This window comes from Streptomyces sp. NPDC107517 (assembly GCF_055582645.1).
Map to the genome: position 1 here is coordinate 16,587 of NZ_JBVJPM010000038.1, position 19,690 is coordinate 36,276.

Annotated in this window: 25 protein-coding genes; 5 read left to right on the forward strand and 20 right to left on the reverse strand. The window is 69.9% G+C overall.

The features are described 5' to 3' along the window. On the reverse strand, positions 1–416 hold a 416-nt coding region (locus ACZ67T_RS41270; RefSeq protein ID WP_469991568.1), incomplete at its 3' end, for a collagen-like triple helix repeat-containing protein. 380 nt (positions 417–796) lie between these two features. Then, positions 797–1,045 (reverse strand): hypothetical protein, encoded by a 249-nt coding sequence (locus tag ACZ67T_RS41275; RefSeq protein WP_469991570.1) that lies wholly within the window; start codon positions 1,043–1,045, stop codon positions 797–799. 230 nt (positions 1,046–1,275) lie between these two features. Here ACZ67T_RS41275 and ACZ67T_RS41280 point away from each other — a divergent pair, with 230 nt between their 5' ends. The 4 genes from ACZ67T_RS41280 (at position 1,276) to ACZ67T_RS41295 (ending at position 4,902) form a co-directional block, all read left to right on the forward strand. After that, a complete protein-coding gene (locus tag ACZ67T_RS41280; RefSeq protein ID WP_469991572.1) occupies positions 1,276–3,252 on the forward strand; it encodes a helix-turn-helix domain-containing protein in 1,977 nt (658 codons plus the stop codon). Positions 3,253–3,391: 139 nt separating this feature from the next. Further along, positions 3,392–4,258, forward strand: a complete 867-nt coding sequence (locus ACZ67T_RS41285) for an ATP-dependent DNA ligase (protein ID WP_469991574.1) — start codon at positions 3,392–3,394, stop codon at positions 4,256–4,258. 201 nt (positions 4,259–4,459) lie between these two features. Next, positions 4,460–4,690, forward strand: coding sequence for a hypothetical protein (locus ACZ67T_RS41290; RefSeq protein WP_469991576.1), 231 nt, complete (start codon positions 4,460–4,462; stop codon positions 4,688–4,690). Next, complete coding sequence (locus ACZ67T_RS41295; protein WP_469991578.1) at positions 4,687–4,902, forward strand: LexA family protein; 216 nt, start codon at positions 4,687–4,689, stop codon at positions 4,900–4,902. Before ACZ67T_RS41290 ends, ACZ67T_RS41295 begins: the two co-directional genes overlap by 4 nt. A 2-nt stretch (positions 4,903–4,904) precedes the next feature. Here ACZ67T_RS41295 and ACZ67T_RS41300 read toward each other — a convergent pair whose 3' ends face one another. Together ACZ67T_RS41300 and ACZ67T_RS41305 are read right to left on the reverse strand one after the other, a co-directional pair. After that, on the reverse strand, positions 4,905–5,753 hold the full coding sequence (locus ACZ67T_RS41300) for a helix-turn-helix domain-containing protein (protein WP_469991580.1): 849 nt from the start codon (positions 5,751–5,753) through the stop codon (positions 4,905–4,907). A 12-nt stretch (positions 5,754–5,765) separates the two neighbouring features. Further along, a complete protein-coding gene (locus ACZ67T_RS41305) occupies positions 5,766–6,035 on the reverse strand; it encodes a hypothetical protein (protein ID WP_469991581.1) in 270 nt (89 codons plus the stop codon). A 561-nt stretch (positions 6,036–6,596) separates the two neighbouring features. Here ACZ67T_RS41305 and ACZ67T_RS41310 point away from each other — a divergent pair. Further along, positions 6,597–6,800: a hypothetical protein gene (locus ACZ67T_RS41310; protein WP_469991583.1), complete on the forward strand. Its 204-nt coding sequence runs from the start codon at positions 6,597–6,599 to the stop codon at positions 6,798–6,800. A 176-nt stretch (positions 6,801–6,976) separates the two neighbouring features. Here the strand turns inward: ACZ67T_RS41310 and mobF are convergent, their stop codons facing one another. The 16 genes from mobF to ACZ67T_RS41390 all read right to left on the reverse strand — a co-directional run bounded on the left by mobF (position 6,977) and on the right by ACZ67T_RS41390 (position 19,690). Then, positions 6,977–11,128, reverse strand: coding sequence for a MobF family relaxase (gene mobF / locus ACZ67T_RS41315; RefSeq protein WP_469991585.1), 4,152 nt, complete (start codon positions 11,126–11,128; stop codon positions 6,977–6,979). 247 nt (positions 11,129–11,375) lie between these two features. Next, a complete protein-coding gene (locus tag ACZ67T_RS41320) occupies positions 11,376–11,744 on the reverse strand; it encodes a hypothetical protein (protein WP_469991587.1) in 369 nt (122 codons plus the stop codon). Between the two features lie 525 nt (positions 11,745–12,269). Further along, positions 12,270–12,896 (reverse strand): sigma-70 family RNA polymerase sigma factor, encoded by a 627-nt coding sequence (locus tag ACZ67T_RS41325; RefSeq protein WP_469991589.1) that lies wholly within the window; start codon positions 12,894–12,896, stop codon positions 12,270–12,272. A 217-nt stretch (positions 12,897–13,113) separates the two neighbouring features. Continuing rightward, positions 13,114–13,677: a Uma2 family endonuclease gene (locus ACZ67T_RS41330; RefSeq protein ID WP_469991591.1), complete on the reverse strand. Its 564-nt coding sequence runs from the start codon at positions 13,675–13,677 to the stop codon at positions 13,114–13,116. Between the two features lie 113 nt (positions 13,678–13,790). Continuing rightward, positions 13,791–14,195, reverse strand: a complete 405-nt coding sequence (locus tag ACZ67T_RS41335; protein WP_469991593.1) for a hypothetical protein — start codon at positions 14,193–14,195, stop codon at positions 13,791–13,793. 101 nt (positions 14,196–14,296) lie between these two features. After that, complete coding sequence (locus ACZ67T_RS41340; RefSeq protein ID WP_469991595.1) at positions 14,297–14,857, reverse strand: hypothetical protein; 561 nt, start codon at positions 14,855–14,857, stop codon at positions 14,297–14,299. After that, a complete protein-coding gene (locus ACZ67T_RS41345; RefSeq protein ID WP_469991597.1) occupies positions 14,854–15,501 on the reverse strand; it encodes a GGDEF domain-containing protein in 648 nt (215 codons plus the stop codon). The genes ACZ67T_RS41340 and ACZ67T_RS41345 overlap by 4 nt, the downstream gene beginning before the upstream one ends. 86 nt (positions 15,502–15,587) lie before the next feature. After that, positions 15,588–15,806, reverse strand: a complete 219-nt coding sequence (locus tag ACZ67T_RS41350) for a hypothetical protein (RefSeq protein ID WP_469991599.1) — start codon at positions 15,804–15,806, stop codon at positions 15,588–15,590. 102 nt (positions 15,807–15,908) lie between these two features. After that, a complete protein-coding gene (locus ACZ67T_RS41355) occupies positions 15,909–16,259 on the reverse strand; it encodes a hypothetical protein (RefSeq protein WP_469991601.1) in 351 nt (116 codons plus the stop codon). A gap of 17 nt (positions 16,260–16,276) precedes the next feature. Beyond that, positions 16,277–16,924: a hypothetical protein gene (locus ACZ67T_RS41360; RefSeq protein ID WP_469991603.1), complete on the reverse strand. Its 648-nt coding sequence runs from the start codon at positions 16,922–16,924 to the stop codon at positions 16,277–16,279. Positions 16,925–16,999: 75 nt separating this feature from the next. Further along, positions 17,000–17,242, reverse strand: coding sequence for a hypothetical protein (locus tag ACZ67T_RS41365; protein WP_469991605.1), 243 nt, complete (start codon positions 17,240–17,242; stop codon positions 17,000–17,002). 115 nt (positions 17,243–17,357) lie between these two features. After that, positions 17,358–17,618, reverse strand: coding sequence for a hypothetical protein (locus ACZ67T_RS41370; protein ID WP_469991606.1), 261 nt, complete (start codon positions 17,616–17,618; stop codon positions 17,358–17,360). Positions 17,619–17,737: 119 nt separating this feature from the next. Continuing rightward, a complete protein-coding gene (locus tag ACZ67T_RS41375) occupies positions 17,738–18,115 on the reverse strand; it encodes a hypothetical protein (RefSeq protein ID WP_469991608.1) in 378 nt (125 codons plus the stop codon). Positions 18,116–18,220: 105 nt separating this feature from the next. Next, complete coding sequence (locus tag ACZ67T_RS41380; RefSeq protein WP_469991609.1) at positions 18,221–18,400, reverse strand: hypothetical protein; 180 nt, start codon at positions 18,398–18,400, stop codon at positions 18,221–18,223. 135 nt (positions 18,401–18,535) lie between these two features. Further along, complete coding sequence (locus ACZ67T_RS41385) at positions 18,536–18,727, reverse strand: DUF2304 domain-containing protein (RefSeq protein ID WP_384276222.1); 192 nt, start codon at positions 18,725–18,727, stop codon at positions 18,536–18,538. A gap of 3 nt (positions 18,728–18,730) precedes the next feature. Continuing rightward, positions 18,731–19,690 (reverse strand): hypothetical protein, encoded by a 960-nt coding sequence (locus tag ACZ67T_RS41390; protein WP_469991611.1) that lies wholly within the window; start codon positions 19,688–19,690, stop codon positions 18,731–18,733.

Sequence of the window (19,690 nt, forward strand, 5' to 3'; positions counted from 1 at the left end):
GTCGCGCCGGGGATGCCCTGCAGGCCGGTGTCGCCCTTGGGACCGGTCGCGCCGGGGATGCCCTGCAGGCCGGTGTCGCCCTTGGGACCGGTCGCGCCCGTGGGACCGGTCGCGCCCGTGGGACCGGTCGCGCCCGTGGCTCCCTTCGCGCAGTCGTCCTGGTTGCTGTCCAGCCAGTACGCAACGTGCTTCGGCTTGTTGTGGTGCGACCCGTCGTTGCACTCGTCGCCTCCGCCGCCGTAGCGGTTGGCCGCGGTCACAGGAGCGGCACTCACGCTCTGCGCTGCAGCCACGGTCGGGCTGGCCACACCAGTCGCCAGGACCAGCGCGAGCGAGGCGATCGTGCCACCGACCATCCACCGGTCGCGCCGAGGCAGCGGTCCCAGCGTGGACCGTGTTCTGTAGTCAGGACGCATGTGCTTACTCCTCATATTGATCGGTTCGGAGCGTCTGCCTCGGACCCCGCGCCGAGCTTGTCCTGCGTGCAGCCGATGCGTCGCCGCGCCCAGCCGGAACGTGCCATTGATCAATAGATCGGAGTATCCAACTCATCCGAATGGCGAAGCTGGGAGGCAACAGGCCTGTGCCGCGCCAGTCGAAACGTGGGCGGGCTGCTCAGCCTCGGCGACACCCCTCCGTGTGGATCCCGGACATGGGCTGCTTATCCGGGGTCCAGCTGGTGCGGTCCGGCGAACATGAAGGAGCCCGTCACCATGGCGATGACGGGCTCCCGAGATGCTTCTCAACGCTAACGGCGTCTCCCAGATTCGATCAGGGCGATCCGAAGCGTGCGTCGTCATCGACGCGGGCGCTCAGCGCGGCGGTGCGCCCGCCCCAGACGCCGCTGCTGCAGGTACTCGCGGCGGTTTTTCCACCAGTCGAGCCGGTCGGACGAGTCCTGCGGGAAGAGCAGCTGGACCACGCCCAGGCCGAGGCTCAGCCCAAGGCAGGCGACGATGCACCAGGCCGGGGCGCCGACCAAGCCCTGCGCGAGCCCGCTCACCCCCGACAGGATGCTCGGCGCCATGTTCTGTACGGCGGCCATCGTTCTCCCTCTTCTCCTGTCCGCGCGCACCCGTGTGCGCTGCGGTACGGCCGATCGTGGCGGGGCTGGTGATCTTGCAGAAGCGGGAACGGGGCCGCGCTCGCGATTCCCGACGGATTGTCACGCCGGCGCCGCTCCATCTTTTGTGCTGCCTGCCATTGCGTGACCATTAGTCAACTGCGCATAACCTCCCTTCTCGTTGGAGCGAGGTTCCACGGGGCGGGAGTGACATGGACGACCACATGCCGGAGGCCGGGGACTGCGACCCGGCTCGCGCCTATGCGGCAAAGCTGCGCACGGCGTTGGGCCCGGTTCTCAAGCAGGGCGCAACGCAGAAGGAGCTCGCTGCGGCGGCGAACTTCGCACCGTCCACCGTCACCCGTTATCTCAACGGTGAGCGGGCCGCCCCGGCAGGCTTCCTGGTGAAGTTCGCCGACTTCGTGCGTGAGAAGGGCTTCCCGCTACCTGAGCAGGACCTCGCGGAACTGCACGCGCTGCGCAGGGCAGCGCAGAAGGACAGCCCGCGCCCCGACACCCGAGTCCTGTACTGGACCGAGGAGGTCGAACAGCTCAAGGAACGGCTCGCGCGCAACGAGGAAGACCATCAGGCCTCCGCAGCGCAGCTGTCCGAGCTGGATGAGCGATTGGCGGGTCTGGGGCAGGAACTCTCCGCTGCGTTGGAGCGCGCCCACGTTGCAGAGACCGAGAGCGGGGAGCTGCGAACGACTGCCGAGGAGCAGCGCCAGCAGCTGGAGCACGCGCAGAGCTACAGCCAGCAGGTCGAGCACGAGCTCGCAGACCAGCAGGACGAAGTCCGTCGTCTGCAGACGGAAGTCAAGGTGCTGCGCGGCCAGGTCCAGCGGCTGCGGGAGGAGCCCGACTCGCCTCCCCCGCCGGGCATTCCCGAGGCGGCAACGCAGCTCAGCGCCGTGACAGTGGCGGAGGCCACCGCCCACGAGACAACCCAGATACGGGGGCCTTCCGTGCCACCGGCAAAGGGCCGCGTTCCGTCGAAGCCCAGCCCACCCCCGTCGACGAACGGCAGCGCTGCGGACGCCCCGCCAGCAACACCCATCGCCGATACCCGCCTGGCCATCCTGGGCTGGATGCTCCTCATAATCGCCATCGCGTCTCTCCTCGCAGCCGGAAAGCCTCCAGTCAAGGGCGTGGCCTTCCAGGCCACGGCGGTGATCGCCTTCTATGCGGCGGTGCTGGCTGGCGTGCTGCAGGTCCTGGCACGAAGGCCCATCAAGCTTCGGCCCACGGGCGGCGAGCAGCTCGTCCCGATGAAGAGAACCCTGATCAGCGGCATTCCACTTCTGAACAAGCTGCCGGCCAAAGGGCCCGGGTGGAGTGTGCCCCTCTACCCCACCACGCCGCCCAGCAAGCCTTCCGAACCACTCCCCAAAGCCTTGAAGATCGCAGAGGGACGGGCGCTGCTCTGGCTGCCCATGGACGGCCCCCCGATGCGTACCGCTGTCGCCTGCGACGGAGCTCTGAGTCTGGAAGGAGCACTCCCCCCGAGAGCCAAGGCCACATGGACGCTGCGCTCGGCCGAGGGCGGGAAAGTCCTCGCCAAGGGCGAGTTGAGCGCCTCCTCAAACACGTACCTGCGATTCGAGCCCTTCGCCCCCACCGCTCTTCGTGGCGTCCTGCTGCAGTGGGACATCGACGTCGAACTGGCTTCCACCGCAGACCACTTCGAGGAATACGCGGCCACGGAGAAGAGGATGGTGACTGTCCGCTGGATCTCCCCGGGTCTGTACGGCCCGGCACGCCCCAAGAGGGCCCAGAAGTACCACCCTCTGATCATTGAGCAGGGAAAATCCTCTCGGGCGCACCCAGTCCGGCGCATCATCGCGCAGGCTGTGGCGTGGATTTCGCCAGCAACGTCTCTGGCCATTGGTTCATCCCTCATGGCCAGCTTCGAGGCGGACCCGGGCCCTGCCATCTGGAAGGTGTTGCTTCACGCCGTCGGCACGCTGGTCATCCCGTTCGTCATCGCCGGACTCACGCTCGGGGCCGGGATCCACCTGTTCCTGGGCGAGCCCGGGACCAAGAGCAGCCGGGACTCGAGCAGGGTCATGGGCGTTGCTCTCGGCGGGGCGTTCCTTGGCCTGATCCTGGGTCTGATCCTTGGTGGCCTCGGATGGCTGGGCGTCGGAGCACTCGGCACGTGGACTGCGGAATCCGTCGGTCTGCTCTGAGCCTCCGCATCGCCGTCGTACTGCTTGATAGGGGAGTGGCCCGGCGGCAGCATCGGCCGGACACAGGGCGCACCGCCGGGCCCCTCCGCGCAGCGTAGGCCAGCGCGCATCCCCGGCTCGGCCGCCGCAGGCTGGCCCTGTGGAGTACCCCGTCGCTGTCGCCCTCGCCGATGCCGTGCCGACGCTGCCCCGCGGCAAGGGCTGGTGGTACGAGATCAAGTTCGACGGGCACCGCACCGTCCTGTGGCGCGACGCCGAGACTGTCCGGCTACAGGCCCGGTCCGGGCGGACGGTCACCTCAGCGTGGATGGATCTGGCCGTGGCCGGCATGAACTCGCTACGCCCCGGCACGGTCCTCGACGGGGAGGCGGTGATCTACAACGAAGGGATGGTCGACTTCGCGGCCGCGCAGTCCCGCGCGGCCTCCGGCCCGGCCCGCGCCCGCGAACTCGCCGCGGTGCTCCCCGCCTCATACGCCGTGTGGGATCTCCTCGCCCACCCCGAGTTCGGCGACGTCCGCAGCCGCCCGTATACCGAGCGGCGCGCACTCCTCCTCGACCTGCTCCACGACGTGCCACCCCCGATCCAAGCCGTACCCGCCACAGATGATCCGGACGTCGCGCAGCTCTGGTACGGCACGCTTCAGAGCCAGGGCATCGAGGGCGTCGTCTGCAAGCGCGCCACGTCCCCGTACCGGGCCGGGCGGATCTGGAAGAAGGTGCGGCACTCGGACACCGTCGACGCCGACGTCGTCGGCTACGTGGGCCCGGCATCCCGGCCCCATCGCGTGGCGGTCCGGCTGCCGGACGGAAGCCGCGTGCTGTCGCAGGCGCTGACAGCTCCCGTCGCTGCGGAAATCGCCCGACACGTCCTCGCCGCAGGCCCGGGGCGCAGGGCGCGGACGTCGGCCGGCGAGGCCTACGTGACGACCAGCCGCGGCCTCATGGTGGAGGTTCTGGCAGGGACGACCCGGCACGCCGTGGTGACGGTGACGCGCGTCAGGTAGCACAGCCGACAGGGGACGCTACTGTAGCGTGATCAGCTACCTGTTCAGACAGCCTTTTCGCTAGCGGAAAAGCGAACGCACCGGCCGACCTTCAAGGCCTTCTCGCCGCTACGCAGGGCCATCGACGCAGTCGCAATCCGAGACGCGAAATGCACTCTGCCTCTTTGCCTTCAAATTCGAACATGCGATCTACTCGAAGGCATGGACCCCAACACCTTCCCCCACGACCTCGTGGAGGCCCAGACGGCCTGGTACGACGCGTACTGGCAGCTCGCCAGCGCCTCACCCGCCAACGGCACCGCTGCTTACCGCCGGCGCCTGCAGGAGCTGTCCAGGACCATCGCCGGGCACCCGTACTGGCAGACGCCCGCCGGCACACCAGCGGCCCGCATGGCCCTCAAGGAGCTCGCCCGCATCCAGGTGCAGCCGTGACGCTCACCGACCGCCAGATGCGCATCATCCACAGTGCCCGGGAGTGGATCACCCAGTACGGAGAGGCTCCCTCCGTGCGCGACCTCGCCGCGGCGGTCGGGGTCTCCTCCTCTTCGTCGATCGCCTACCAGTTGCGGAAGCTGCGCGAGCAGGGGATCGAAGTGGAGACCCGCGGCCGCCGCAGCGGGCGATGCCCGTACTGCGGGCACTGATCTCAGGCAGCGCTCGGCTGCCACACCCATCCCGACTCTGGATCAGAGTCGTCGGGCAGCGGGAACAGGGGCTCCATCCCACTCACCGTACGGCCGCGGCTGTATGCCGCTTTCCCGCCGACGTAGGGCTTGGTGCGTACATGCGCGACATGGGGCGAACCCGAGGCGGGTTCGTAGCGCACCGTCGGAACCACCCGCCGTCGGTACACCGGCGCCCGGTAATAGCTATCGCGCACACGTTGGACCGTGCTCGGGGTGACCGCCGGGTCCGCGTCCCCCTGCCTCTCAAAGCGCCAGGCCCGCCTCCAGGCGTCCTCCCAGTCCGGCCAGTGCTCGACCGGGACATCGCAGGCCTGCAGATACGCCCGGAACTGGTCGAGGCAGCGCGGCACTGCCTGCTTGTTCACGATGCGGTATGCGCTGCTGCGTGGGAGCGCCCCGTAGCCGCCGGCACGTTCCTCCATGGTCCGCAGCGACGGCGCACCGGCCCGCTCGTACTGCTCACGGAGCGCAGCGCTCAGATCCACGCAGTCCCGTACGAGCAAAGGGGAGGGCGCGGGCTGGCGGCTGTGCCGGCTGTGGCTGCGGACGTGCTCCTGCCGCGCCCTCAGCCACAGTCGGCGGGCCTCTTCGGCCAGTGCGTCACACCCGCGGGCATAGGCGAGCACTGACCTGAGCGGGGGCACCGAATCGCCGGAGGCGACACGCTGGAGCGTGGTGGCGTGCAGCCCGGCACGCTCGGCCAACTGCCGGTAGCTCAGGCCTGCCCAGCGGCGTTGGTCGCGCAGCCACTGGGCCAGGTCGCGCAGCGCCGTGTTGGTCGTCGCGATGTCCTTCTCCGACCGTCCCACCCGTGCCCCCTTTCACGCGGCCGTCAGGGCGGCCTTGAGCGCCGTCCTGACGGCCCGGAAGGAAGGGCGGGTGCTGAGAGCGATGATGGCACCGGCGATGAGACCAGCACCTGCGAGCAGCTGCAGGACCTCGCTGCTGGGTACGCCGGCGACGGCGACGAGGGCGGCGGAGAGGCCGACCACAACGATGATCACGACCGCTTCAGCCCCGTTGAGGCGGCGCGTGCCGCTCGGGCTGCCGTGCTCCACGCAGGAGTTGGTGGAGGGGTGGTGCTTGGGCATGGTGCCTCCCTGACCGTTCGGTCCGGCGACCCGCGCCGCCGGACGTCGCTACTGGCTCCAACTAGGTGCAACCACGGGGCAGTTGCCGCCGCCCTTGATGTGGTGCGTGGACAAGATGGTGACATCTCCAAGGCGACAGCAGTCCCGCTGCTAGGCGTCATGGAGGGTTTTGATGCGCAGGTGTCCCCGTCCACCCGGGAGCCATTACTCGCAACCGCCTGGGGGCTCTTGAGTAACCAGAACGGACTCAAAGCTCCTGGTCTGCAGCGTGATAGGGGCAGGGCATCGCTGTCCGTGAACAGTGGTAGGGCGAATTGATGCGCGCCTGCCCCAATCGCTCTTGCGCCTCGTACGGGCCGCTGTCACGATCCCGGCAGGCGGGTACGAAACTTCGTACCCCGTCGAGAACGTCCCTGATGTCTACTGGCTCCAACCAATGATCACCAGGGTTTGAGGGATTCGTGTTGCCGCACGATCCCTGCCGAAGGCCGGCGCCACATGCTCGTGGCGCCGGCCTTCGTCGCGGCATAGGGGGGCGGATCAACTGGGCAGCCATCCGTCATGCCCAGCTACGTGCCCTCACCTGATGAAGTCACCGCCGCACAGACCCCCGCTGGCGGCTGGACGAGGAAGCAGCTCGCCGAATGGGGAGTGCCGTGGCCGCCGCCCCAGGGCTGGCGCAAGCATCTTGAGGCCAAGTGGCGAGGCGAAGACGTTTCACCGCTGCAGAACCCGCAGGGCCCCGATCAGGACGCACTGTTCTGATGCGCCTGCGCCGGAACCTGTCAGCATGCCGCTGCACCCGACATAGCGGTCCTGCGTGCGAATCTGCCAACTAACCAGCCTCCCTTTTCCATAGCTTTTCCGCTAGCTGAAATGAAAGCCTTTCGGGGGTCTGGCTGCCGACGTGAACGCTATGTCGGCAGCCAGACCCCTTCCGGTCAACGCCCCATTGAAGGGCCGGAGCGCCCCTGGCTCGGCGGCTGGTAGCGGTACTCCTGCTGCGCCCGTTGGGCACTTTCCCTGGCCCGCTCGGTGGCCTGCTGCCGGGCCTGCTTGATGTGTGCGGCGCGCTGCTGGGTCTCACGGACGTGCTGGGTGGGAGCCTCGGTCGCCATGCGTGAGCGCAGCGCCTTCTCCTCCCGTAGCTTGCCTGCCTCTGCGGCATGGCCCTTCGCGTAGCCGAGGAACTCCTTGGCCTGGCGCTCGGCGATCTCCGCGTCCCGGGTGACTCCGCGGTTGGTGATCCGTTCGATGTCAGGGAGTCGGTCGCGCATCGCGGCGAGGCGGTTGGTGAGGTCATCAACGCTCTGCGGGGCCTCTAGGCGGGATCCTTGGTCCTCGAACCAACTGATCGTCTTCGGGCTGCGGATCGTGGCCCATGCTTCGCGTTGTGCGTTCTCGGCGGCGTGCCTGGCACGGAGGGTTGCCCGGCATGCCTCGTTTTCCTTCTGCCCGTACTCGGTGCTCAGCGCGATGGTCTCCTTGCGGCTGGTGCCGGCCAGCCGTAGCGCGAGGCGGGACTTACTCCTCGCCTCTCCCAGTTGCCGGTTGATCTCCTGCGCGGACCGCATCGCCTCGTACGCGAGGCGCTCGTTGTTTCGCTGCGCCACGGCGCGGGCAGCGAGATGGCCGGCGCGGTCCAGGACCTCGGCGGCCTCGCGGGCCCGCTCCTGGCCGGGTGTGACGGGAGCGGCGAGCGCCGCCCGCTTGGCCTCGGCCTGCCGGCTGCGGTCGTCGGCCAGCTCCTTGGCACGGCGGGCCTCGGTGGTCCTGCTGTCAATCATCGCGATGAGCTTCTGGGCACCGATGTGCCCGTACTCGCGGTCGTCCCATGCCTCGAACTCTGGCTCCTGGCGCTGCTCGTGGCGCTTGGTGCGGGAGGCGAAGCCAGAGGCGAGTACCTGGTCCAGACGGGCTTTCTGGTCGTCCGTCAGCTGGAGTGCGCCCTCGTCGTGCAGGCGCTCACGCAGAGCGTCCAGGTGGGCCTTGCGCGCCGTCGCGCGCTCGTCGGGGGACTGCTCTGCTTCGGGCTCTGGCGCGGACTGGGCGACACTCCCAGCCGGCTCGGGGCGAGCCTGATGCGGGATCGACACGACCGGCTCCGGCTCGGGGGCGGCCGAGAGTTCGTCGGACACCATGCGGTCGTCACGGTCGTGCGCCAGGGAGTCGGCGTAGGCGGCGACCGCGCGGTCCAACTGTTCCTGTTCGGTGCGGGCCTCGCCCAGCCGTCGGCGGGCGTCATCGCTTTCAACAACGTCAGCGGGCAGCCACAGGTGAGTGGCGATCCGGTCCCGGGAGAGTGCCGGGTAGAGGGAGTTCGCGTCGGCCCCCACGCCGTAGACCAGCGTGTAGTCGCAGGTGAGGCCCTGGGCTGCCGCGATGGTCATCGCGTAGCCGTGCATGAGGGCGCCGTCGGCGATCTGGTCGGCGGTGATGCAGGCCCGTTCCACGGCGTAGTTGCCGTCCTCGGCGGGGCGGCGCCATTCGACCGCGACACCGCCCTTGGCGGCGTAGGTGACCTGTCCCCGGTAGCCGTTGAGAACGTCGACGTCGCCGCCGCGGCGGGTGCGGTAGTCGTTGCGCTTGATCCGGATGACGTCCCCGGTCGCGAGCTCCAGGCGCTCGCCACCGGCCAGCGCGAAGGTGTGGCCGCCAGCGAGTTCGCCGTCCTTCTTGCGCAGTTCACGGGCGCCGAGGTTGAGGACCTCAACGTCAGCGTTGCGCGCGGCGAGCACGACCAGGTCCTCGATCTGATCGTGGACGTCGCCCTCCAGGCGGCCGACGGTGTCCTTCCACGCACCGAGCATCGCGGCGTACGCATCGTCGGGTGTACGGACCGCGTGGACGCGGCCGTGCTCGGCGAGCATCGACAGCGCGGTGCGCCGTCCGCCGTCCAGCCACGCCTCCAGCGCGGCCCGCTCGACGGTGTCCTTCTGCCGGCGGTTCTCGCTCAGCTCCAGCCCGTCGACGATCTCGTGGGCGCGCTTGAAGCCGCCGCCGACGCCGATCGCCTTCAGCTGTGCCCAGTCGCCGATCTGGACGACCTTCACGCCGTGCTCGGCGGCCGCCGTGAGCAGATCGGCGACGTCGCGGTCGTCGACCATCGCGGCCTCTTCGAGGACCAGGACGTCGGTGTTCGGCATGCGGCGGCCGCCATCGCGGATGTCCATCAGCCAGGTCGCCACCGTTGCGCTCGCGATGCCGGCCTCGGCCTGCAGCTTGGACGCGGCGACCGCCGCTGTGGCTGCGCCAGACACGCGAAGGCCGGCGGCCTCCCAGCCCATCCGGGCGGCGCTCATGATGGTCGTCTTGCCGGTGCCGGCCTTGCCGCGCAGCACGTCAACGCCGTGCCCGGCGGTGAGGAAGCGCAGGGTCGCGGCGCGCTGCTCGCCGGACATGACGAACGGGCGCAGCGGGTCGGTGGTGCGCTGTGCCTCGAACGTGGCGATGGCGAGTTCTGCGGCGTCCACGGTGAGCTGGGCGGCGCCCTCGTTGAGCCGGTCGGCGACCGTCTCAGAGATGGTCTGCTCCGCGGCCAGGATCGAGGCGTGGGTGTAGCGCTGGGGGTTCGTCAGGTGCGCCATGCCCTTGGCCGGAAGCGCGACGGCCTCGCCGTCGACGGCGAGCACGGCATCGGTCAGGGTCTCGGCGGCCGCGATGTCGGGGACGCCGAACGGGCACGCGTCGATTACGTGGGCCAGGACGTCGGCGCGCGTGACGGCTTTCCGTGACTCGGTCAGTCCGCCCTCGCGCCTCCAGATGAATGCCGCGATCTCCTCGGGGGAGGGCATGACCGGGCCGCCGCCGGGGCCTGCGACCGACGGGCCGTCGGGGCCTTCGGGGCCGGGGATCGCGCGGCGGATCATCGCGTCGACGTCGTCGACGATCCCGTCGGCGCGGGCCCGCCAGGCGGCCCGTACGTCGGCCTGCGTGATGGTGATGTCCTTGCCCTCGGCGAGCTGGCGGGCGATCAGCTTCTGCTCGCCGGTGGTCGCCTCCTCGGCGGCCGCCGCGACGATCTGGGCATTGCGGCGGGAGAACGCCTTGCGCAGGTTCTCGTCGATCCCGACGACCTCCCACGCGCCTGTCTCGGCGTGCCGCTCCCACCTCATGCCGAACCGTTCCCCGGTCACCTGCCGCAGGCGGGCCTTCACGAAGGCGTCAGCAGCGTGCGCGTGACGCATGATGTCGCGGCCGCCGGCCCCCACCGTGCGCCACTTGCCGTCCTCGGCGTGTGCCATGTTCGCGAGGTTGCCGTGGACGTGCAGGTGCGGATCGCCGACCTCGCCGCCGACCGGGCGGGCGGAGTAGTGCACGGTCATCCAGCCGAGGAAGCCGCTCGTCTCGACGCGGTCGGCGGTCTTGCCGTTGCCGTGCTCGCCCGCCATCGCGTAGGCGGCCTGGCCCTCCAGCGCGGCGAACGTCTCGCGGGCCACCTCGAGGAACGTGCCGCGCAGTGCTTCGGACATCTCCTCGCCCGCGAGCGCGACGGCGGTGGTGTAGGTCTTCGACAGATCCAGCGTGACGTCGGATCCGCGGTTGCCGACCCGGATCCGGGTGTCGGCGTACTCGCGGGCCTCCGCCACGGCGCCGCGTCCGTACAGCTCGGCCAGGTCGATGCCGGTCGCGTCCGCGAGGTTCTCCGCCGCACGAAAGGGGACGCGGTGGCGGTCGCCCTCGCGGTGCACACCGCGCTGCAGGCGGGCGAACCGCTTGGACAGTTTCTCGTCGTCGCCGAGCAGCTCGTCGACGCTCACGCCGCGCTCGGCCGCCGCCGCCTCGATCGCCTCGGCGAGCGGCCGCGCCTGGACCTTGCCGCGCGGGTCGACGGCGACCTTCGGTGTCACGAGCAGCTCGCCGGTCATCGGGTGCCGGCCGTCCATCAGGAGGCGCGCCTGGTCCTTGTCGACGCTCTGCCCGGCGACCAGTCCGACCTCCTGCAGACCGCCGCCGATCCACTCCAGATCACGCGCGTCGCCGAGGCGGTAGTCGACCTGCGCGTCGGTCTCCTCGACCTCCTGCCCGCGCTGCTCCTGGTGCTCCAGGTCGCATCCGCACTGCCCGGTCAGCCGGTACTCGACCTGTTGCATGTCCGGGCCCAATGTGGTCACCCACGCCATCGCTACTCACCCCCTCCCGCGTTGATGATCTTGAAGTTTCCTGACGTATGGCGCAGCCATACCTTGGTACTTACGGTCTTGATCTTGGCAGTGTGCCTGACGGTACCTCAGGGAAGTCCGTTGGCCAATGAGCTCTATGGGACGGATTCGTTGAAGGGGCCGTACTAGCCAGAACTCTGGTTAGTACGGCCCCTTCATGACTCTGCGGGGGGGCCGATCAGCGGTCCCGGGTGACGGTTCGAGCGGCGTTGGCTGCCCCCCACGCGGCAGCCGACAGCGCGAAAGCGTCCTTTGCTGCGTCGGCGTCTCCGCCGACAAGCAGAACGGTCCCGGCTCCGAACGCGGTGGTCCCGGCAGCAGCGAGTCCCACCGGTCCTGCCTTGCCGATGCAGCGGGCCATGCGCATTCGGAGGCTGACCTCGCGGCGGCGTTGCCGCCGCGCACGGCGCCGCAGTGTCCGCACCTCAAGCCGACGGCAGATCAGCTCGTGCTCGGCCCGCGCCAGGAAGTCGTCGAAGGAGTCGTCCAGGATCGAGGAGGGAGGCAGCTGCTGGCCCTGCTCGCCGCTGGAAGGCGTGGTGGTCATCGGGATTCCCTTTGGAAGTGCCTGCCCGTCGCCGGAGGCGGAGGCGCCGTGCTTTGGTGCATCGACACTGTGAAACAGACGAGTCGGGGCCCTCCTGTGAGACAGGAGGGCCCCGACTTTCCCCGTGTTTCCCCCGTGCTTCCCCCGTGCTTCCCCGTGGCTGTCTGCTACTCGCTCGTTAGCGCCGCCCGTCGCGACAAGGAGCGCCGTGCCATATGAAGCCCGGTCGGCCGGGCGGTTCGCCGGGCCGGCAGCAACAGGAGGAGGGACTCGTACACGCGGTGGATCCACGCGAAGGCTGCAAGTACGGCAGCAAGGACCACGAGTGGCAAATGAACTAGGAGCGAGAGTGGCGGGCGCCGGGTATCGAGTTCGAACATGTCGGTTCCTCCTGGGATGGGTATGGGCGCGCCCCTGAACTTGCAGGTTCGAGGCGCCCCCACTACTTGGCGCTGAGTGCAGCTGCCACTCGGAGTAACGGGCCGCGCATCGTCGTCGCGGGCGACCCGTAGCTCCTGGAGGCGGCTACTCCTCGACCAGCCGGATACCGAGCCGGGAACCGACACGTTCGGAACGCAGCTTCTTGCGGGCGTGCCGGATGGCGTCCCGAACCGACCCCTTGGTGGCATTACCTCCGAGGAGGCTGGCGATCGTGGGAGCCTGCAGCCCGTAGCCCTCGTAGAGCACGAACGCCTTCAGCTGAAAGTCGCTCAGCTCCTCACGCAAGACACGCATCGCATGGTGAAGCTCGATCTTGGCGGTCGGATTGACGCTGATGCGGGCATCGGGGTCCTCCAGCCGGTAGGTCTCGTCACCGACGAACACTTCGGCGCGGTCGCGGAGCTCTTCGAGGTGACTCCACGTATGGCGCTTGGTGATCGTCTTGAGGTACGGGGCGACTTCGCCCTCCAGAGGGCCCGACTGAAGACGCCGAAAGAACGCCATCATGACCTTGGACATGACGTCCTCGGTGTGCGTGCCTTGAGCGTTCGTGTAGCTGTAGATCAGGCGGCTTAACGTCGGTACCAGGCCCAGGCCGGTCTCCCACTGCCGCTGCGCCTCGGGGCATAGGCTCCCGTCTGGGTACAAGCCTCCTGGAGCCAGGCCGCGCTGACGCGGCACCTTCTTCCTCTTCTTTTCGCCGCTGTCCATGCGTGGCCTCTCACTCGCACCGAATCGGAAGACACCGTCCGTGCCCCGGCTGGGCCCGACCGGCGGGACTGCACTAGTGACTCAGTCACAGCGAGGCGGAAGTGTGAGACGCAAGGCCAAAAGAATCTTGAGAGCAGATCCGAGAACGCAAAAAAGGCCCCTGCTCCGGCCGGATGATCCGGCGGAGCAGGGGCCTCGGTCGTACTGATCGAACTGTCTACCTGCGGACCAGGGACGCGGGGTCGAACTCGATCGGGAACGGCTCGTCGACTCGGGCGACAGCACCCGCCAGGAGCGGCGGCTGGTCGGCGTACGAGGTGCCGTGGCGGCGGCCGATCAGGAGCCGCGGTGCGGGTTCCAGCTCGATACGCCAGTAGTGCTCGATGCCCGCCGCGGCGTACAGGGACGGCTTGAGCTTGCGGTCGGTGACCCTCGTCGACGGCGAGGCGATCTCCACCACGGCGAGGACGTCGTGCGCGGAGACGGCGACGCCCGACTCCTCGGCGGCTGCCGCATCGACGATGGCCAGGTCCGGGATGAGCAGCCCGTCGGGGACGATGACGTTGATCCCCTCGAACACCTCGACGTCGGCGCCGGCTGCCTCGGCGGCCTGCTCGAGCAGGACGTGCAGACGGTGCGACGCGCGCTGGTGGGGCAGGCCGGGCGCGGGACTCATCATCAGTTGCCCCCCGACCAGCTCGACGCGCTGTGTGGTGTCCTCGGGCAGGGCCAGGACGGCGTCCAGCGTCCACGGTCCGGCGTGGCTGTAGGCGACACTCACGGCTTCCTTTCACCTCCTCCCGGATGGTCTCCAGTGTGACCCGGCGCGGTGGCCGTTGTCTTCCCTGGAGGCCGCCCGGCACGGTCAGCAGCTTGATCAGGCGCGGAGGACGGTCACGAGCCGTCGTCTGCGTCGTCGTCGACCGGTCCGTCGTACGCCATGTCGCACGTGAGGTTGCCGACCTGCTCCAGCGCCTTCTCCAGGGCCAGGGCGGCGGCCTCCGCCTCGAACAGCTGGTTGCGGACCTCTTCCATGCGGGTGTCGATGTCCAGGGCGCTCTCGCCCTGCGCGACGACCAGGCGGATCTTCCCGGCTTCGGCCTGCCGGTCCAAGGCCCTGCGCAGTTGCTCGATGCCCTGCGGGAGGCGCTGCGCGAGTGTCCTGAGCGCGCCGGTGGTCTCGTTGATGGTCGCCGGGTACGGGTAGGCGTTCTTGTCCTCCAGGGTCCGGTGGTTGAGCGCCCTGATCTCCTCGGCGGCGGCCGCCGCCATCTCGTACGGGGTGCGGTTCAGGTCCAACTCAATCTCTCCTACGGTGGAAGCGGTGCAGCCGGGGGCCGATTCGAGCGGCCCCCGGCTTCACTGTGTCGTGCTGGTCTGACAGTGCGGGCCGGATCGCCTCAGATGCCTTCGCCGGGGGCGAGAGGGACGTGCCAGGCCACATACTCCTGGCGGACGTAAGCGCGCGGGCCGCCGGCCCCGTCGGCCTCGATCGAGTCGGCGGCGAACTCGCCGCGGCCGGTGTGGTGGACGACGTCGAACGTCATCAGCACGTGTGCCGAACGGATCGCTCGGTGCTGCGCGGTGGTGTCGTACGGCGCGGCGAGTGCGAGCCGGTCGACGAGGGCGGCCCGCCGCAGGATTAACTCTCGCTCGGCGGCGGTGTCGTTACTGCCGGTGCGTACATCCTGCAGGAGCGCGGCGGACAGCTGCAGGATGTCGTCCAGTTCGTCGGCCAGGGGCAGCGCCCCGGTGTACGCCTCGTCGGGCAGCGGCCCCTTGAACGGTGTGGCGACCGGGGGTGGGAAGGCGAAGCGGATCGGGGCTCCGCGCTCGGCGAGCAGCACGTTGAGGGCCTGGACGTGCTTGTCGGCCTCGCGCTTCCACGACCGCTCGCGCAGGGTGAAGCCGTCATCGCCGACCGGCTCGGTCTTCGGGGCGAGCGTCATGCGCGGGCTCATGCCATCTCCCCCGCGGCGAGCCGGAAGCGGTGGGAGAGCGAGGCCGGGAGGCGGCGGACGGCTGCGAGCGCCGGGACCAGGAGGCGGCGGCCGCCTCGGGTGCGCCCCTTGATCCGGTACATCGCGCTGTCGGCGGCCTTGAGCGCGGCTGCCAGGGTCGGGGTCTCCAGCTCGGCGAGCCGGGCCGCGCCGATGGAGACGCCGACGCGCAGCTGCTCTCCGTCGTGAGCCACGGGCTGGCGCAGGAGTTCGGCCAGATCAACGAGCCGGTCCGGCAGACGCGCGTCGTCGGCGAGGACCGCCACAAACTCGTCTCCGCCGAGCCGTCCGGCGACGTCGTTCTTGCCGCACCAGGCGGCGAGCCGTTCGCCGGCGGCCGCGAGGACGGCGTCGCCCGCGTCGTGGCCGTGCCGGTCGTTGACCGCCTTGAAGCCGTTGAGGTCGGCAAGGAGAACGGTCGCGCCATGGTGCCGGCGGATGATGCGGTCCGCGGCGCGGCTCCAGCCGTCCCGGGTCAAAAGCCCGGTCAGCGGGTCCTTCCGAACGCGGTGCAGACGCTGGTAGAGGCGGTGCGCGTGCAGCGCCCACCCTCCTGCCAGGAGTGGGATCAGGAGCTGTAAGACCGGCTCCGTGTGCGTCATCATGGGGTTCTCCGTCTCGTCTCGTACGGGGTGGATGGGCCCGGGGCGGCCGGTCTGCTTGGCGGTAGGACGGCCGCCCCGGGGCGAACTCAGAACTCGTGCGACTCGTGCCACACGACGCTTATGGCGTCGGGCTTGGCGGTCGCGCCCCGGCGGTGCCGGATGGCGTCGGCGCTGGCGACGTCCGCGCGGGCCTGGCGCTTGGCCAGGAGCTGCAGCGGATACCGCTCGGCGCTGTACGTGAACGTCTGGACGCCGCTTCGCTGGTCTGCGTCGACGGTGGGGATGTTGATCTCCCAGTACGCCATGGCGTCCACCTCCTCTGTCTGATCTCGTCGGGGTACCGGGCTGTCCGGTCCCCCGCACCGCCCGGCCCGTCGTGGCGCCGGTCGGCACGGGGGAGGGACAGATCAGGTGCCGCGCGTGACCAGCTCGATGTCGGCGTCGGTGCAGCCGCTGAGCTTCGCGTCGTCGATCGCCGCGTCCAGCTCGGTGACGCCGTACTTGCCGCGCAGCCACCGGCGCTCCCAGCGCAGTTGCTTGGCCGCCTCGCGGGGGGCGGCTCCGGGCAGCAGGGCGAGCTTGGACTCGTGCACGAAGTCGGCCAGCACGTCACTGCGGCTGGAGATTAGGACCTGAACGTCGGGCAGGGGGCCGAAGTTTGAGCGGATGAGCTGGGCCGCCTGCTCGGCAATCTCCTCGCCGTACCGGGCGAGGCGGCGGTGGCCGAAGGAGACGTTCTGGCTGATGACGCTGATCATCTCGGTGTCCTCCCGGCTCAGGCGGTGCGGCGGTCTACGTCGTCGTGGACGACGGAGAGCTTGGGGAGCTGACCGGTGGCCCGGAGCATCGCCATCGGGTCGACGGCGCCGTTCTCGTCCAGGGCACTGCGGTGGGCGCGGGCTTCCTCGATGGCGGCCATGGCCGCGCCCTGCTCGCGGGCGGCGTCCACCAGGGCGCTGGCCTCGATCTTCGCGATGGACAGATCGGCGTTGCGCTCCAGGTTCCGGGCCTGCAGGTCATTGAGGTGGGCCCGCTGGACGCGGTGGTCGGTGCGGTGGGAACGGCCGATCATCACGCAGGAGGTGATCAGGGCGACGGCCCAGATGATCAGAGCCGGGGTGATGGGGTCGGAGTAGACGCCGACCGACAGCGCGCCGAACGTCATCGCGCCGGAGGCGAAAACGGCCTGCGCGGTCGGGTCGTCCAGGCGGACGGCGAACAGGCCGGACGCGCCGCCGAAGCCGAGCATCAGGGCCGCGGCGCCGGTGCTGTGCTCAGCGCCCTGCTCGTTCCAGATCCTCGCCAGGGTCAGCAGGGTGGCGGCGGAGACGGCGGTGGTGGCGTACGCGGCGTGCTCGCGCAGGAAGGTGGCGGGCGTCCGGGGTGCCGGCATCTCGCCGGGAGCCGGGGGGTACTGCGGCATCGGGCCCTCCTCGGGGCGTCTCCCGGCGGGGGCCGCCCCGGCCCGGGAAGGTCCGGGGCGGGGCGGCGGCCGGGGTCAGTCGGCGGCAGGCTCCTCGGCGGACCGATAGCGCTTGGTCTGCCGCAGGATCTGGTTGCGCTTGACGTCCAGGGCGTCGGCGATGTCCTGCTGAGCGCCGTGGTACCGACCCTGCAGGCGGTCGATCTCCTGCCAGAACTCGGTCTCGACGCGCTCGCGTTCGGACTCGCGGCGCTGGCTGGCCTTGGCGACCAGGTCCCGCAGTTCGGTGCGGGCCTGCTCGTCGGGGCGCGGGGTCATGGCTGGCTCCAGGAGGGATTCGAGGGACGATGTGTCTGCCCCCTGCTCCTGTTGGAGCGGGTCGGGAGGCCCGGGGTGGCCGGTGAGTTTGGCGACTGTGGCGGCCACCCCGGGATCAGCCTCCGGTCCGGCGGTTGCGGTGGGTCTCCAGGGCCTGCACCAAGTCGTCGGCGGCCGCCGTGATCCACCGGCCGAACTCGGCGGCCCGGCGGTACTGGGCGAGCCGCAGTTCCTCGGTGACAACCGGGGCCTTCAATTCCGAGGCGATGACGGTCAGCTTCTCGATAACGCGTCCGAGGTCGCCGGCGGACGCGTCGTACGGGACAGGGAAGTGCGCTCCGTCATTCAGCGCCTGGATGTTGTGACGGTCGGTCATGACAGTCCTTCGTCGGGAGTGCGGGGACCGGGCGATCCCCGCCCCTCAATAATGCATCCCCGAAGGATGCGTTTCAATGGTTTGGCATCCTTCGAGGATGCCTTTTTTATTGGTACAGGTCAGGCTGCGTACGCGAGCGGCACCTGGGGGACGGGGACGGTCGCGTGGGTGGCGGCGGCGAGGTGGGAGACCGCCTCGTTGAGCGCCTCGGCGACGTCGACCAGGCGCTCGGCGAGGTCCTCGTGCCCGTTGGAGCGGGCGGCGGTGATGAGGGCCTCGGCGTGCAGCGCGAGATCGGCGGCCTGGCCGCGCGCGTCGACCAGGCCTGGCTGGTAGCTGAGCAGTTGCTCCAGGTGGGCGGCGCTCCGGAGGTGGAGCGGGAGGCGGGTGTCGCGGACCCGTTCGTACTGCTCGTCCAGGAGCTGGACGACTTCGCCGGTGGTGTCGTACGCGGCCCGCTTGCCCTGCAGGCGGGCCAGGAAGTCGGAGACGGACACGGTGCTCTCCTTCGTCGGGCGAAGGGCGCCGGCCGGGGTGACCGGGCGTCCCCGCCAGGTCCCGGAACGGTGAGAGGCGCTCCGGGGCCGGCGGGATCGGCCGGGCTACGGCGTCGCGCTGCGGCTGACGCTCGGCGAGGGTGTGGGGCGCGGCTTCGGATGATCCGCCGCTCCGTCCTGCCCCTGGAGATACGCGACAAGGAGGATCGCGCCGATGATGACGGCGGCGGTCTTCCAGCGCGGGCCGGGTGGATCGGGCTCGACTATGACGTACTTGACGCCCACGGAATGGGGCCCCTTCCGTTGCATTGCGCGAGGTGGAAGCAGGTAGCGGAACGAGTCGCTCGGCGGCGAGCGGGTCACCCAGCCGGAGCGCAATCCACTTCGCTGAGCTTTTCCGCTAGCGGAATTGCGAGCCAACTAGAAACGTATTTCGCTGAGCATGTTGGCTGCGTTCTCCAGCCCGCCGTACAGCGAGGGCCCCATGGACGTGGCGGCCAGGTAGAGGGCGGCGATGTTGCAGACGGCGGCGTGCCAGAACTTCAGGCCGCCCTTCCAGATCAGCCCTGCCTCGGCGAGCACGAAGACCACGACGGCGGAGATGGTCAGCACGGGTCAGTCCTCCTTCTTCCTTCTGCTGGAGCGGGTGACCTGGACCTGGTCGCCGCTGGTGGTCGTGGTGACGACGCTGTTGTTCTCGCCGTGGATGCGGACCCCGCCGGGGCCTGCGCTCTGTCCGGCCTGGCGCGCGGCGTCGCGGACGGCGTGCTCGGCCCTGGCGGCGACCTTGCGGGGTATGCGGCCGCCGGAGGTGACCGGCTGGCCGTCGACGGTGACCTGGCTGCCGCCCTTGCCGTCGGCGCGGACGTTGACCTGGCGGTTGTTGTCGCCGACGACCAGGACGCCGGTGTTGACGATGCCGTCGTTGCGGTAGACCCGGGTGCCGGGCTCGGGGCGGGTCGCCTCGTCGACGGCCTTGCGGGTCGCCCGGGGCGACGACTTCGACGCGGGGCCGCGGCTGCCGATGGTGCTTCCCGCGTCGGCACGGACCGGGCCGGTGACCTTCTCGCCCCGGCCGACGGCGACGCCGCGGTTCTCGGTGCGGTTGCGTCGGCCGGCGCGGGCGGCCCGCATCCGCGGGGCCTCCGGCCGCCGCGGCGGCGTCTTGGGCCCCGCCGCGCTCGCGTCGGCCGGGGCGGGCTTCGGCTCGTCGTCCTCGTCCGGGACCGGCGGGAGCGGGCCGGTGGCCCGGTTGGGGTCCTCGGCGAGGATCTTCTCCGTCCAAGCCGGGTCGGTCTCCTCGCCCGCGAGGAACGCCAGGCGCTGCTGGAGGTCGTATCCGAGGACCTCCAGGACCTGGAACTTCCTTCCGCAGGTGCAGGTGATGTCGGCCATCTCATCGAGCCGGGAGGAGTCCGTCTCGAAGATCAGGCCCTTCTGGTTCTCACAGAACGGGCAGGTGACGTACTCGCCGAGGAACGGTCCGAGGACGTCGGCGATGCGCCACTTGCCCTCGACCTGCAGCCAGTACGGGGTGATCGCGCCGAACGGGTTGTCGGGGCTCCAGTCCTCCAT

What these genes read in the sequence shown, in the direction of transcription:
- ACZ67T_RS41275 (WP_469991570.1), bottom strand. Translation starts at nt 1,045, where the DNA reads ATGGCCGCCGTACAGAACATGGCGCCGAGCATCCTGTCGGGGGTGAGC.
- ACZ67T_RS41280 (WP_469991572.1), top strand. Translation starts at nt 1,276, where the DNA reads ATGGACGACCACATGCCGGAGGCCGGGGACTGCGACCCGGCTCGCGCC.
- ACZ67T_RS41290 (WP_469991576.1), top strand. Translation starts at nt 4,460, where the DNA reads ATGGACCCCAACACCTTCCCCCACGACCTCGTGGAGGCCCAGACGGCC.
- ACZ67T_RS41305 (WP_469991581.1), bottom strand. Translation starts at nt 6,035, where the DNA reads ATGCCCAAGCACCACCCCTCCACCAACTCCTGCGTGGAGCACGGCAGC.
- ACZ67T_RS41310 (WP_469991583.1), top strand. Translation starts at nt 6,597, where the DNA reads ATGCCCAGCTACGTGCCCTCACCTGATGAAGTCACCGCCGCACAGACC.
- mobF (WP_469991585.1), bottom strand. Translation starts at nt 11,128, where the DNA reads ATGCAACAGGTCGAGTACCGGCTGACCGGGCAGTGCGGATGCGACCTG.
- ACZ67T_RS41320 (WP_469991587.1), bottom strand. Translation starts at nt 11,744, where the DNA reads ATGACCACCACGCCTTCCAGCGGCGAGCAGGGCCAGCAGCTGCCTCCC.
- ACZ67T_RS41325 (WP_469991589.1), bottom strand. Translation starts at nt 12,896, where the DNA reads ATGGACAGCGGCGAAAAGAAGAGGAAGAAGGTGCCGCGTCAGCGCGGC.
- ACZ67T_RS41340 (WP_469991595.1), bottom strand. Translation starts at nt 14,857, where the DNA reads ATGAGCCCGCGCATGACGCTCGCCCCGAAGACCGAGCCGGTCGGCGAT.
- ACZ67T_RS41345 (WP_469991597.1), bottom strand. Translation starts at nt 15,501, where the DNA reads ATGATGACGCACACGGAGCCGGTCTTACAGCTCCTGATCCCACTCCTG.
- ACZ67T_RS41350 (WP_469991599.1), bottom strand. Translation starts at nt 15,806, where the DNA reads ATGGCGTACTGGGAGATCAACATCCCCACCGTCGACGCAGACCAGCGA.
- ACZ67T_RS41355 (WP_469991601.1), bottom strand. Translation starts at nt 16,259, where the DNA reads ATGATCAGCGTCATCAGCCAGAACGTCTCCTTCGGCCACCGCCGCCTC.
- ACZ67T_RS41360 (WP_469991603.1), bottom strand. Translation starts at nt 16,924, where the DNA reads ATGCCGCAGTACCCCCCGGCTCCCGGCGAGATGCCGGCACCCCGGACG.
- ACZ67T_RS41365 (WP_469991605.1), bottom strand. Translation starts at nt 17,242, where the DNA reads ATGACCCCGCGCCCCGACGAGCAGGCCCGCACCGAACTGCGGGACCTG.
- ACZ67T_RS41370 (WP_469991606.1), bottom strand. Translation starts at nt 17,618, where the DNA reads ATGACCGACCGTCACAACATCCAGGCGCTGAATGACGGAGCGCACTTC.
- ACZ67T_RS41390 (WP_469991611.1), bottom strand. Translation starts at nt 19,690, where the DNA reads ATGGAGGACTGGAGCCCCGACAACCCGTTCGGCGCGATCACCCCGTAC.